This is a genomic window from Shewanella sp. SACH (assembly GCF_001887095.2).
In the GTDB taxonomy this organism is placed as follows: domain Bacteria; phylum Pseudomonadota; class Gammaproteobacteria; order Enterobacterales; family Shewanellaceae; genus Shewanella; species Shewanella baltica.
On record NZ_MPDG02000002.1, the window covers coordinates 1,372,250 to 1,384,630 of the forward strand.

Annotated in this window: 11 protein-coding genes; 6 read left to right on the top strand and 5 right to left on the bottom strand. The window is 47.5% G+C overall.

The window, feature by feature from the left end; all coding sequences use genetic code 11:
- The first annotated feature begins 7 nt into the window (after positions 1-7).
- Entirely contained in the window at positions 8-745 is a 738-nt protein-coding gene (locus tag BM607_RS13920) for an AcvB/VirJ family lysyl-phosphatidylglycerol hydrolase (protein WP_071939535.1), read from the top strand.
- Between the two features lie 95 nt (positions 746-840).
- On the opposite strand, the gene BM607_RS13925 is transcribed toward BM607_RS13920, so the two are convergent.
- Both BM607_RS13925 and BM607_RS13930 read right to left on the bottom strand, forming a co-directional pair.
- Complete coding sequence (locus tag BM607_RS13925) at positions 841-1,908, bottom strand: DUF3083 family protein (RefSeq protein WP_006082174.1); 1,068 nt, start codon at positions 1,906-1,908, stop codon at positions 841-843.
- 145 nt (positions 1,909-2,053) lie between these two features.
- Positions 2,054-2,611, bottom strand: a complete 558-nt coding sequence (locus BM607_RS13930) for an arylesterase (protein WP_006085419.1) — start codon at positions 2,609-2,611, stop codon at positions 2,054-2,056.
- 79 nt (positions 2,612-2,690) lie between these two features.
- On the opposite strand from BM607_RS13930, the gene BM607_RS13935 reads away from it, so the two are divergent.
- The 3 genes from BM607_RS13935 to lepB all read left to right on the top strand — a co-directional run bounded on the left by BM607_RS13935 (position 2,691) and on the right by lepB (position 6,899).
- Positions 2,691-3,419: an ABC transporter ATP-binding protein gene (locus BM607_RS13935; RefSeq protein WP_071939534.1), complete on the top strand. Its 729-nt coding sequence runs from the start codon at positions 2,691-2,693 to the stop codon at positions 3,417-3,419.
- A 2-nt stretch (positions 3,420-3,421) separates the two neighbouring features.
- A complete protein-coding gene (locus BM607_RS13940) occupies positions 3,422-5,965 on the top strand; it encodes an FtsX-like permease family protein (protein ID WP_071939533.1) in 2,544 nt (847 codons plus the stop codon).
- A 271-nt stretch (positions 5,966-6,236) separates the two neighbouring features.
- On the top strand, positions 6,237-6,899 hold the full coding sequence (gene lepB / locus BM607_RS13945) for a signal peptidase I (RefSeq protein WP_071939532.1): 663 nt from the start codon (positions 6,237-6,239) through the stop codon (positions 6,897-6,899).
- A gap of 119 nt (positions 6,900-7,018) precedes the next feature.
- Here the strand turns inward: lepB and gltS are convergent, their stop codons facing one another.
- The 3 genes from gltS to folX form a co-directional block, all read right to left on the bottom strand.
- Entirely contained in the window at positions 7,019-8,242 is a 1,224-nt protein-coding gene (gene gltS, locus BM607_RS13950; protein ID WP_006082169.1) for a sodium/glutamate symporter, read from the bottom strand.
- 528 nt (positions 8,243-8,770) lie between these two features.
- Positions 8,771-9,664 carry a TIGR01777 family oxidoreductase gene (locus BM607_RS13955; protein WP_063884793.1) on the bottom strand — a complete coding sequence of 298 codons (894 nt, stop codon included), beginning with the start codon at positions 9,662-9,664 and terminating at the stop codon, positions 8,771-8,773.
- A gap of 86 nt (positions 9,665-9,750) precedes the next feature.
- Complete coding sequence (folX, locus tag BM607_RS13960; RefSeq protein ID WP_071939531.1) at positions 9,751-10,113, bottom strand: dihydroneopterin triphosphate 2'-epimerase; 363 nt, start codon at positions 10,111-10,113, stop codon at positions 9,751-9,753.
- 98 nt (positions 10,114-10,211) lie between these two features.
- Between folX and BM607_RS13965 the strand changes: the two genes are divergently transcribed.
- The gene (locus BM607_RS13965; RefSeq protein WP_071939530.1) at positions 10,212-11,321 is read left to right on the top strand and encodes an AI-2E family transporter; all 1,110 of its coding nucleotides are present in this window, start codon (positions 10,212-10,214) and stop codon (positions 11,319-11,321) included.
- Positions 11,322-11,327: 6 nt separating this feature from the next.
- Positions 11,328-12,245, top strand: a complete 918-nt coding sequence (locus BM607_RS13970) for a class I SAM-dependent methyltransferase (RefSeq protein WP_071939529.1) — start codon at positions 11,328-11,330, stop codon at positions 12,243-12,245.
- Positions 12,246-12,381: the final 136 nt, after the last annotated feature.

Sequence of the window (12,381 nt, forward strand, 5' to 3'; positions counted from 1 at the left end):
GTGAACGATGAATAAATCCTTTGTGAAAATACTAAGCCTTATGATGATGTTTTGCAGTAGCTTTAGTGTCTTAGCTGATGTCTTAGCCGATGACTTTGCTGACTCACTCGGCCTGACACTTCTGCCGGTCGCTAATAGCGCAAATGACAAAGCGAGTGCGAAAAAGCCGCCCTTAGTCATCTTTATGAGTGGCGATGGTGGCTGGGCTAATTTAGATCAAGGTGTGAGCCAGTTATTGCAACAGCAGGGCTGGCCAGTGGTGGGGTGGAGTTCGCTAAAATACTACTGGAAACAAAAAGATCCCAAGGATGTGACTCAAGATACTATGGCCATTATCGATAAGTACGAGGCCGAATTTGGCACACAAAAGGTGGTATTGGTTGGCTATTCTTTTGGCGCTGAAATCATTCCTTTTGTACTTAATGATCTGCCACTCAAGTATCGACATAAGATCCTCGGCGGGGTCTTATTGTCACCTTCGCAGACGTCGGATTTTGAAGTGCATGTGAGTGAAATCGTCACGTCTAGCAATGAGTCCGCGAGTTATCTGACGTTGCCCGAGGTGAATAAGCAGACGACAGTGCCTATGCTGTGCTTATATGGCAAAGACGATGATGCCCCTAAGCATTTGTGCCCAGTAGTAAAACAGCCGAATGTGACTGTGATGGAGTTAGACGGTGGCCATAGCTTTGATGATGATTACGATAAAGTGGTGACTATCATAAAGCATTGGTTGAAAAGCTAAGTTATACCCATCACCGATATCAGCTTGAATACATTCAGAAAGCAAAGGGCGCTTAATGTGCCCTTTGGTTTTTCGCGAATTGAATGTCGCGTTAATCAGATTTGATAGCTGATATGTTGATGGAAGCGTACGACGAGATCTTCACGCTCTGGGTCTACACCGATATCTGCGGCGAAGGCCTTCAGGGCTGTTTCGACATTGTTCATAAAGCGTCCGAAGCCTGAATCATCACAGTCTTTGGTGCCCGCGACTATGGTGAAGTGCGCGGCTTCGACTAAGTTATCGGCATTCCAGCGACGGATCACTTGCTGCTCAGTCGCATTAGGATCGAACCCTATCATTTGTACTTCGGCTTTGCTGTCGAGTTTTTCAAACTTACTGTTACGCACCAGCGGGGTTAAGCCATTTGCTATCATGGCAAGACGCGTCAGTTGTCTGTTGGCTGCCGCTTTGAGGAAGCAATCTTCAAGGTGTTGATATAAAGGCGTAAAGTCGGTTGCCGAGTCAGGTAATAAACCCTGCTTAAGTTTACGACTCAGTGGCAAGCTTACTGTTACATAAGTGAGAGAGCTGACGTTCTCTGGTAATTCGCACTTTCTGGCTTTATATCTTGGGCCGATGGCACGCAGTTTATAGCCATAGGTTTCTTTATAGCCCTTGGCTTTTGCGAACAGATCATAGGATAAATGCTGATGGTCGCGGACCTTAACTTTAAGATCGCTTATCGGCATTAAAGGCATCAATTCTGTCAGTAATTCGCGCACTCTAATGTGGAAACTGGCGGAATTACTGCGGATATCTTCACCCGTGGCAAGGAAGACAATGCGCAGTTTACGGGCGCGATAGTTTTCTTGCGAGAATAAATTTTGGGCTTCGTGGTAGGCTGGATTATAAAAAAATAGAATTTGTTCAGTGGTTTGGAAGCAATAGGCTTCGGTGTGGTAACGGACAACAGGCAGTTTATCGTTAGTGATCACGTGGACATTACGCAGATCGTGTTGTTCTGCCAAATTAAATATCAAACGGCTTAAGGTTTGATAACAGCTTTGATAATCAGGATATTGACTCAGTAGTTCATCCGTCACCTTGATTTCGGCTGTGATGTATTGATTGGTACGGGCTTCCTTGGGTATGTACACTTTTTGCTGATGGCTAAGGGACATATTGACTCCTTGTTTGAGTTAACCATTTGCTAACACGAATTTTACTGTTTATCTATAGGGTTAATCTTGCGTTAGAACACGTTTTTATCCGTTGAGCATGAGTTTAGCTAAGTAAGCGGTTCGACAGCTTAAAATAGCAGCTATTTTATTGGGTTAACGCATCTTCTATCCATGGTTGCATCCAAGTTGCTATCTGCGTCTGCGCCTTTTCGTTGGGGTGAATGCCATCCCGTTGCATTAATTCTGGATGGGGCGCGATATCCTGCATAAAGAAGGGGATCAACACTATATCCTGTGCTTTGGATATGTCTTGATACACTTGGGTGAACTTTTGGGTGTAGCGAGGGCCATAGTTAGGCGGTACCATGATCTCGGTCAGCAGCACTTTTGCGCCGCTATCTTTGGCTAGGGTAATGATTTGGATTAGATTATTTTCAAGTTGCGTTGGGGGGAATCCACGTAAACCATCATTACCACCCAGTTCAACGACCACAAGGTCGGGGGCGACGGAATCGAGTAAGGCGGGTAATCGGCGTAAGCCGCCCGCTGTGGTTTCGCCACTCACCGAGCCATTAGTAAATTGATGTTCGGGCAGATTTTTTTGCAGCAGCGCCACCCAGCCTGACTGCTCTGCCATGCCATAGCTAGCGCCTAAGCTGTCGCCGAGGATCAACACCTTTGCCGCGTGCGCTGGCGTGGCCATGAATACACTCAATAGGATGAATGCCCCCAGGGTCTTCGCTCTCGATTGATACCAGAACGATTTATATAAGAAGGATCCTATGTCTAACGTCATCTTAAAAAACAGTGCCATCAATGTTGTTAACCTCGAAAAATCAGTGACTACTCAGGAAGGAACGCTCACTATCCTCAAGGGCATTAACTTAGATGTCAAGCAAGGTGAGAGTGTGGCTATTCTTGGCCCGTCGGGTTCGGGTAAGTCTACCCTGCTCGGGCTGCTTGCGGCGCTTGATACGCCTACCTCTGGCGAAATTTGGCTCGATGGCGTGGCGTTATCCCCACTGAATGAAGAGCAAAAAGCCGCGCTGCGTAAACAGAAGGTCAGCTTTATTTTTCAATCCTTTATGTTAGTGGATACCTTAACCGCGCTGGAGAACGTCATGTTACCCGCCGAGCTTGCGGGCGTGAGCAATGCTAAGGAAAAAGCCCAAGCCATGCTGGTGCGGGTCGGTTTATCCCATCGTTTGACCCATTTACCCAAACAATTATCGGGCGGAGAACAGCAAAGGGTGGCGATTGCCCGTGCCTTTATTTGTGAGCCCACAGTGCTGTTTGCCGATGAGCCCACGGGTAACTTGGACAGCGTCAACGGCCATAAAATTGCCGATATGTTGTTTGAGCTGAATCAAGAAAGCCATACCACTCTTATCCTCGTCACCCACGATTTACTGCTGGCCAAGCGTTGCGAGCGGCAGCTGGTTATGGATAACGGCTATTTACAGGAAGATACGGCGCACACAGCACCGCTCGCCGATGCTAAGGAGGCTTAATAATGGAGTTAAGTCTGGCATGGCGCCTGTTTAAGCGCGAGTTACAGCAAGGGCAATTGTTATTGATTATCCTCGCTATTACGCTCGCGGTACTGTCTGTAAGTGGGTTGGCGCGGGTGAGTGAACGGCTGCAAGTGGCGATCACTGGCCAAGCTTCGCAGTTTATTGCCGCCGATCGGATTATCGATTCGCCGGTTAAAATTGATGCGGCGATTTTAACCAAAGCCGAAGATCTTGGGCTTAAGCATGTGACGAACATGCAATTTAATTCCATGGTCTATTCGGGTGATAAGTTTCAGTTAGTCACAGTTCGCGCCGTTGAAACGGGTTATCCACTCAAGGGCGACATTGAACTTACCAGCGGTAAAACCAAAGCTTTACCCCAAGCGGGCGAAATCTGGTTTGAGACTCGCTTAGGTGGACTCCTCGGTTATCCCAAATCCATCGAACTAGGTAACAGTGAGTTTGTGCTCAGCAATGAGATCAGCCGCTTACCCGACGCGGGCTTTAATCCTTTTGCTTCATCGCCCGTGGTATTGATGCGCATGGAAGATGTCGCCAAAACGGGAGTGATTCAACCGGGCAGCCGCGTGACCTATATGTATCAATTTGCTGGCGATGAAGCCTCGCTTACGGTTTTTGAGCAAAGTGTTAAACCGCTTCTCAATAGCACCCAGCGCTGGGTCGATGTGCAATCCGGTGACTCGCCGATTGCGGGAGCCGTTAAGCGAGCTGAGCGCTTCCTACTGCTAGCTAGTTTGATGGGCATTGCACTGGCCTGCGCCGCGATAGGTATTGCCGCACAGCGTTATTGTCAGCGCCATTACGATGTGGTGGCCATGCTGAAAACCTTTGGCGCCTCAGCAAAGCAAATTCGGTTGTTGTTCGGCACTCACTTATTGTTAGTGACGTTAATGGGGATTGTGCTTGGCCTTATCGGTGGTGTGTTACTCGATTTGGGGATCAGTTATCTATTGCCGCCCGAAATTGCCGCCTATTCGCCGCCACTCACTCGGCCATTACTGCTCGGTGTAAGCACAGGGCTTATCAGCGCCTTTATGTTTTCGGCTTATCCACTGATGCGCTTGCTAGCCATTCCGCCACTACGAGTGCTACAGCGTCAGTTAGAAGGCCTACAACTGGGGATGTGGCTGCATCTGCTTTTGAGCTTAGGGGCGATGGCGTTACTGGGCTATTTGTATTCCCAAAGTTGGGCTTTGACCCTGACTGTGGTCGCGGCGGTGTTGCTGCTCGGTGTGCTGTTAAGTGTGCTTGGCTTTGTGATGATACGTTTAGGCCACAGTGTCGGCATGAAGACCACCAATCCTTTACAGTTGGCACTGGCAGGGCTCAGACGTCGTGCGCGGCAAAATGCGGTGCAATTGGTGGGATTTAGCGCTGCACTGGTATTGTTATTGACGATTCTGGCGTTAAGACAAGACTTGCTCAACGAGTGGCAAAAGCAGTTGCCCGAAAATGCACCTAATTACTTCCTCGTTAATATCGCCCCCGACGATACTAAGCCCTTAAATGATTTTATGACGGCTAAGGGTATAGTTGCGACTGACATTTATCCTGTGATCCGTGGCCGTTTAACTCAAATTAACGGTGAAGCGTTGATTTCGAATGAACAGTCTGAAGCGGGTGAAAAGGGGAGAGTGGGCATTTCCCGCGAGTTAAACCTAACGTGGCGCAATACGCTGCCTGCTAACAACGAACTGTTAGAGGGGCATTTTAATCAAGCGGCCGATGATGTGTCGGTGGAATCTGGCGTGGCAGACCGTTTAGGTATTGGCATTGGCGATAAGTTGACTTATGTGATTGATAATCAAGAGCTCACAGTTAAGGTTGCTAGTATTCGTGCCGTGCACTGGGAAACGCTGCAGCCGAACTTCTTTATGATTTTCACCCAAGAAGCTCTCGCGCCCTTTGCTTATACCTCGATGGCGAGTTTCTATCTGAATGATCAGCAAGCTACGAATGACCAGTCAACAAATGACCCAGCAACAAATGACCCAGCAACAAACGGCCAAGCGCTAAGTGCCGATGGTACGCCTAAGGATGCGGTGATCCTTGCGCTTATTCAGCAATTCCCGACCATATCGATCATCGATGTGGGCGCTATGGTGGGGCAGTTACGGCAGATCATAGAGCAAGTGTCGCTGTCGCTGACCTTAGTGCTGGCCTTAGTGTTACTGGCCAGTGCGTTAGTCTTGATTGCACAGACTGAAGCGGGCATGGCAACTCGGCAGCGCGAACTGGCTGTGCTGCGTACCTTTGGCGCTTCGGGATGGTTATTGCGCAGTGCAACGGGTTTAGAGTTCGCCTTGCTTGGCGGTATTGCGGGCGTGTTAGCCGTCATTGTGGCTGAATTTGCGTTATATCTACTTAAGACGCAAGTGTTTGAGCTTAACGTGTATATGCACTGGCCTTGGTGGGGAATCGCCCCTGTTTCTGGCGCCTTAATCGTGGCCTTACTTGGGGTGTGGCGTTGCCGACAATTGCTTAGCCAATCTTGCTCTGAGCTATTAAAGGCGGGTAGCTAATGGTTGCTTGCATGGGCTAACACTATAAGTTTATGACGTAAGTAGACAGCGTTAACAATAAAAAGCACTGATGCCGCCTAAGCTCAGTGCTTTTTTATTGTCTTGCTGATTCTGCTGAGTTTGAGCATGACTCGAATATGAATATGCGTTTTTACATTGGCTTACAAATTGATCTGTGCTTAAGCTGGTAGCAACAGAACTTAGTGCAACGCAATGGGTCTATCTAACTGAGAACAGCGACTAGCTTATACATGCCATAGAGAGGGAATAGATGTTCAAAGGAATAACAAAACTACTTAAGGATAACCGCTCCTTTTTTCTGTTTATCAGTTTAATGTTAGTGTTCAGGAGCGCTGTGGCTGATTGGAATACAGTGCCATCGGGTTCTATGCTGCCGACTATCGTCGAGGGCGATCGCATTCTGGTGAACAAGATGGCCTACGATCTTAGGGTGCCATTTACCCATATCGCCATAGTCAAACTGGCGGATCCTGCCCGCGGTGATATCGTGGTGTTCGATTCGAAAAAGGCCGATAAAAAACTCATTAAGTGGGTGATTGCTGTGCCAGGCGATACTGTGATGATGCGGGATAATCGTTTGTATTTAAATGGAGAACCCCTTAGTTACGCTTCCCAAGCATTGAGTCCTTATGCTCCCGCTGATGTCACAGAAATGCAGGAGAACTTACTCGGTATGGCCCACAGTATTCGCCTTAATCCTGTAGCCTCAAGGCTCGCTAATTTTGGACCTGTCACTGTGCCAGACGCGCATTATCTAGCGCTGGGTGATAATCGAGATAACAGCGCTGATTCTCGGGTCATTGGCTTTGTGCCACGGGATGAGATTGTTGGCCGTTCCAGCTCAGTGGTTTTCTCCCTTGATTATGCTGATCATTACTTGCCTCGACCTGAGCGTCTCATGCGCGAGTTTTAGCATGCGCGGATTCTAGTATTCGTGATGTTGCTCCATAAAGAAGGGCGCCGAATGAGGCGCCCTTTTGTTAGCTGGTTGATTCAACGATGCTTTACATTAAGCAACTTCTTCAAAAGCGACTACTTCATAAAGCTCAGATAGCCCTGCAAGACAATCAAGTTAACGATGTCGATAAAGAAAGCGCCGACGATAGGCACAACCATAAAGGCTTGGGGTGACGGCCCTGTGCGCGAGACGAGCGCGCCCATGTTCATTACCGCCGTTGGCGTTGCACCCATACCAAAGCCGCAGTGGCCACCGGTGATCACTGCCGCATCGTAATTACTGCCCATCACTTTGAATGTCACGAAATAGGCGAACACCGCCAGCACTGCGGTTTGCACCAGTAAGATGACGAGCAGCGGGATGGCTAAATCAAAAATTTCCCATAACTTTAAGGTCATTAAAGCCATAGAAAGGAACAGTGACAAAGCGACTGTGCCTATGACATCGATACTTTCAGTATGGGGCTTATAGCCGCGGGTGAGTTCAGTGATATTGGCGATGATAACGCCAAGGAAGAGAGCATAAACAAAGTCGGGCATTTTGAGCCAAGCTATGCCCGATTGGCTGATCCACAGCGTGAGCCATTTTGAGCCTGCAACACACAGCAGCAGTACAAACAAGGTTTCTAATATGGTTTTGGCTGTGACTTGATCTTCTTCTAACTGATCGTAAGTCACTAAATGCGGATGCTCACTGTGATGCTTGCGACCAATCCCATAGCGAGAAACAAGATTATGTTTACCGATTAATCGCTGCGCAACGGGGCCACCTATGATCCCGCCCATGATTAAGCCAAAGGTAGCCGCGGCCATAGCAAACTCTAAAGTATTGATACCGTAGTTTTCCGCAAAGGTTTGTGACCAAGCGACGCCCGTTCCATGGCCACCCGACAGGGTAATTGACCCTGCGATAAGGCCCATAATCGGGTCTAGCCCTAACAGATTAGCTAAACTGACGCCGACGGCATTTTGGATAACAATATAAATCGAGGCAACACCCAGAAAGATAAAGACTTTTTTACCACCGCTGAGTAACAGCTTGTAGTTTGCCGAAAGGCCAATCGTGCTGAAAAACATCAGCATTAAGGTATTTTGCAGCGATAAGCTGAAGTCGAGACTGATATTTTGAAAGTGAAGAAATGCGACACCCGCGGCGACAACGAGGCCACCCACTATGGGTTCGGGGATATTATATTGCCTAAAGACACGTACATGGCGATTGATGGAGTGGCCGATAAACAGCACGAAAATGGCAATTAAAAATGATTCTAGCTCGCCAATCGTATAGGTCGTGTGCATGAAAATTCCTTACAAACTGTCTTAGTGTGGGCATTTCAGTGAGCACAATGCCCATTGAGGAGTCACCCATCTTGTTATTAAGTACCTGCTAATGCTGGATGTTAAGCGCTTGATGTCGAGGACAGATCAGTGTCAATCCGATAAAAATTTAAAGGATGAGTGAGCGCGAGTGTGTATCGTTTTATGGTTTACAGGCCAAGAACAGCAGATTAAATAGCCTATTCTTGAGCATAAATAACTGTCTATTTATGAGGTGTTGCTGAGTCTATCTGTGGTCAAGGTTGAGGCGATTAATGCGTGCCTCCTATGACCGAATGGAGGCGAGTTTAGCAGAAAAGTGTCGTAATGTCGCTAAATCACATTACAAATCATGATGTTATGATATTGTTTTTCTAGTGTTGCTAAAGTGGCGCTTGTGCTTACGTCAACATCTAGCAAGCCTTAGCACCGAAATTCGTGCGCATTAGCGCCCGAATAGTCGATGTTTTATGCAAGATTCCGCAAGATTGTTAGCATCAGCGTGCTAGCCTATTTGGCTAACACGTCGGTTAAGGCATTGTCGAGGTCACTGAATTGAAACTGAAAACCGGCTTCGAGGGCGCGTTTAGGATAAACAAACTGTCCTTCGGTCAGCAGCTCTGACATTTCACCCATAGCCAAGCGTAACGCAAGTGGTGGGGTCGTGATAAGGGCGGGGCGATTGAGTGCTTTTCCAAGCGCTTTGGTAAATACAGCGTTACTGACTGGGTTGGGGGCTGTGGCGTTGAATACGCCTTTGCAATGTTCTTGGCTGAGTAAAAAGTCGATAAGGGAGATGAGATCTTGCACATGGATCCAGCTCATGCCTTGACGTCCATGACCAATTGGGCCACCGAGTCCGAGCTTAAAGGGCGGTAACATTTTCTCTAATGCGCCGCCTTTTCCTAACACAATCCCGATACGGATAATGCAGACGCGGGTGTGCTCAGTGTTTGCATTAAGCGCTTCTTGCTCCCATTTTCGGCAGATGTCATGGCTAAACTCAACATGGGCACCACTGGATTCATCGAGCAATTTATCATCATGTCGACCGTAATAACCCACTGCCGAACCACTCACCATGATCTTAGGCGGATTACTACTCTGCTGTATTAGCTGAGTTAATCTTGCCGTGATATCCCAACGGCTATCACAAATCCGCTGCTTCTGGTTTTTGCTCCAGCGCTTAGCGACGATCGGCTCGCCCGCAAGATTCACTATGGCGTCAATATGATTCAGGTCGCTCAGCGCATCGAGGCTCTCAAGGTAATGGTGCTGATTACCGAGTATTCTCTGCGTTTGTTGCACTGAGCGAGTTAATAACGTCAGTTGATGATGGGGCGCCAATCGTTCGACTAATTGGCGGCCAATAAAGCCGCTTGCGCCAGTGATCAGTATATTCATGGAACCTCTCTTATCGGTTGAGCTCTGAGGATATATACCGAAATACGGTGTGCAACGATCACTCAGTCTGGCTATTTCTAGCGAGATTATTTCTGATAACACAACTCCATAGAGACTGAATCAGCAAAGCGCAGGGCATGGGGTTTGTCGATTTCGACACTGGCAAATTCAACCCAAGGATGCTCACTGGCGATGGCCAGCGTTTGGCTGGTAAGATTTTCGAGTAATGAGAAACGGTTATTCTCAATCAGCTCAATGACCTTTTTGGTGATAGTGCGGTAATTGAGTGCATCCTCAACATTATCACTGTTACGGGCACGCTCGGCACAATAATGGATCACGACATTGATGATCACGTCTTGGCGATTTTGAATTTCATCTTCTTTAATGCCGATAAAAGTACGAAGTCTTAAGTTTTTAATGCGTATAATCGCGGTTTCTGGTTTCATAATGGCAAATGGCTATCTTAAGCTAAGGTTTCTGAGGTTAAGTGTGTTCTCGGGTTAGCCTAACAATTTTATCTAAGATCAAGAAGGATTTTTAATAAATGACGCGACCTAATGCGCCCTCCGCTGCTTACCGTGGCTTTGCGGTTATGGCCTTTGTAGTGATTATTTTGGCAGGGATTAAGGCGGCGAGCCCGATTGTGGTGCCGTTTGTGCTATCCAGTTTTCTGGCGGTGATTTGTAATCCCGCGATTGGTTTAATGACCAAATTCCGTGTGCCTAAATGGCTGGCGGTGATCCTCTTGATGGGATTTATTGTGTTGATGGGCCTCTGGTTAGCCTCGGTTGTCGGCAGTTCAGTCAATGAGTTCTCCAAGCAATTACCCCAATATCGGGTGCAGTTAGTTGAGCAATTTGCTTGGATATTAAATAAGTTACATTCCTTCAATATTCAGATTTCGAAGGATCAAGTGTTAGCGTATTTTGACCCTGGCATGGCCTTGTCTATGACCACTAATATGTTGTCGGGTGTCGGCAATGTGATGGCGAATTTATTTTTGATCATCTTAACCATCGTCTTTATGCTGTTTGAAGCACAATCGTTGCCAAAGAAATTGCATCTGGCGCTGGACGATCCCGATATGCGCCTCAAGCAGATTGACCGCTTTTTGCAATCGGTTAATCAGTACATGGTGATCAAGACGCTAGTAAGCTTAGCGACCGGGGTTATCGTCGGTGTCGGTTTAACTATTATTGGTGTGGATTACGCCATGCTGTGGGCGGTGATCGCCTTCCTATTTAATTACATTCCCAATATCGGTTCTATCATTGCCGCCATTCCTGCGGTGTTATTAGCCTTCATTCAGCTTGGCCCTGCGGCTGCTGGCGGTACTGCGCTTTTGTATGTTGGTGCCAACATGGTGATGGGCAATATGATTGAACCTAGATTTATGGGCCGCGGCTTAGGCTTATCGACTTTAGTGGTGTTTTTATCGTTAATTTTTTGGGGCTGGTTGCTAGGTTCTGTCGGCATGTTGCTGTCGGTGCCGCTGACTATGGTGGTTAAAATTGCCCTCGAATCGAGTAAGAGTGGTAACTGGTTAGCCATTTTATTATCGGACGATGTTGAAGATAAGTTCGTGGCCAGCAACACGGAAAACTCAAGTCCCGATGGCGATGACGCCGATATAAGTACAACAGAGAGTAAGTAATAGAAGATGCAAAGTTTTATACAAGCGCTAGCGACAATTGAATTAGGTGATGATGCAGTGCGGTTGTTCCACGGCCGCGGAGGACACTACGCGGGTTGTGAACACCTATGTTTAGATTGGTTTGCGCCAGTGCTATTACTGACCAGTTTCACTCCTTTAGCCGATGACGATTTAGCCACATGCCAGCAGGCTATTGCGGCGCGTTGGCAGGCCATTCGTCCAGAAAGCCAACTGAATTTAGTCTATCAATACCGCAGTGCGGGCGAGACCTTTACTCAAGTGCTGCAAGGTGAAGTGCCTGAGCCGCATATTGTTAGTGAAAATGGCGCACGCTTTCAGGTGCATTTAATGCGCGGACAAAACCACGGTTTATTCCTCGATATGGCCAACGGCCGTGAGTGGGTGAGAGCAAATGTGCGCTATAAAAAAGTGCTTAATTTGTTTGCCTATACCTGTGGTTTCTCGGTAGCGGCATTGCAAGGCGGCGCCGATGAAGTGGTCAATATGGACATGAGCAAAGGCGCATTAGGCATAGGTAAACAGAATCATTTGCTGAATGGCTTTAGTGCGGGAGCACGTTTTTTAGGCCATGATATTTTTAAATCTTGGGGCAAACTGAAAAAGCTTGGTCCCTACGACATTATTGTGGCCGATCCACCGAGCAATCAAAAGGGCAGTTTTGTCGCGACTAAAGATTATGTACGTTTAATCAGGCGTTTACCTGAGTTACTTGCCGATAATGGTGAAGTGTTACTCTGCCTCAATGCACCCGAGCTCGATACCACTTTCCTACGCCAGCAGGTCGCAGATGCGGCGCCAGCACTCGAATACATAGAGCGCTTAGCCAATCCGCCAGCGTTTATGGATGTGTCTGAAGAGAAGTCGCTTAAGGTGCTGCGTTACCGTTTATCGACTCAAACCTAGTCTTGATTTAGCTTAATAGGCCAGTTTTAACTGGCCTTTTTTGTCGGTTTTTAATGAAGCTAAATGGAAAATTTAATTGCTGATTTTAAAAGTGCAACAAATATGGATGTGTAAACTCAAGGCAACCTTGCTGTCA

Bases quoted from the DNA above. Each gene is read 5' to 3' on its own strand.
- BM607_RS13970 (WP_071939529.1), top strand. From the start codon at position 11,328: ATGCAAAGTTTTATACAAGCGCTAGCGACAATTGAATTAGGTGATGAT.
- BM607_RS13965 (WP_071939530.1), top strand. From the start codon at position 10,212: ATGACGCGACCTAATGCGCCCTCCGCTGCTTACCGTGGCTTTGCGGTT.
- BM607_RS13920 (WP_071939535.1), top strand. From the start codon at position 8: ATGAATAAATCCTTTGTGAAAATACTAAGCCTTATGATGATGTTTTGC.
- BM607_RS13955 (WP_063884793.1), bottom strand. From the start codon at position 9,664: ATGAATATACTGATCACTGGCGCAAGCGGCTTTATTGGCCGCCAATTA.
- BM607_RS13940 (WP_071939533.1), top strand. From the start codon at position 3,422: ATGGAGTTAAGTCTGGCATGGCGCCTGTTTAAGCGCGAGTTACAGCAA.
- BM607_RS13935 (WP_071939534.1), top strand. From the start codon at position 2,691: ATGTCTAACGTCATCTTAAAAAACAGTGCCATCAATGTTGTTAACCTC.
- lepB (WP_071939532.1), top strand. From the start codon at position 6,237: ATGTTCAAAGGAATAACAAAACTACTTAAGGATAACCGCTCCTTTTTT.
- gltS (WP_006082169.1), bottom strand. From the start codon at position 8,242: ATGCACACGACCTATACGATTGGCGAGCTAGAATCATTTTTAATTGCC.
- BM607_RS13925 (WP_006082174.1), bottom strand. From the start codon at position 1,908: ATGTCCCTTAGCCATCAGCAAAAAGTGTACATACCCAAGGAAGCCCGT.
- BM607_RS13930 (WP_006085419.1), bottom strand. From the start codon at position 2,611: ATGGCCACGCCAGCGCACGCGGCAAAGGTGTTGATCCTCGGCGACAGC.
- folX (WP_071939531.1), bottom strand. From the start codon at position 10,113: ATGAAACCAGAAACCGCGATTATACGCATTAAAAACTTAAGACTTCGT.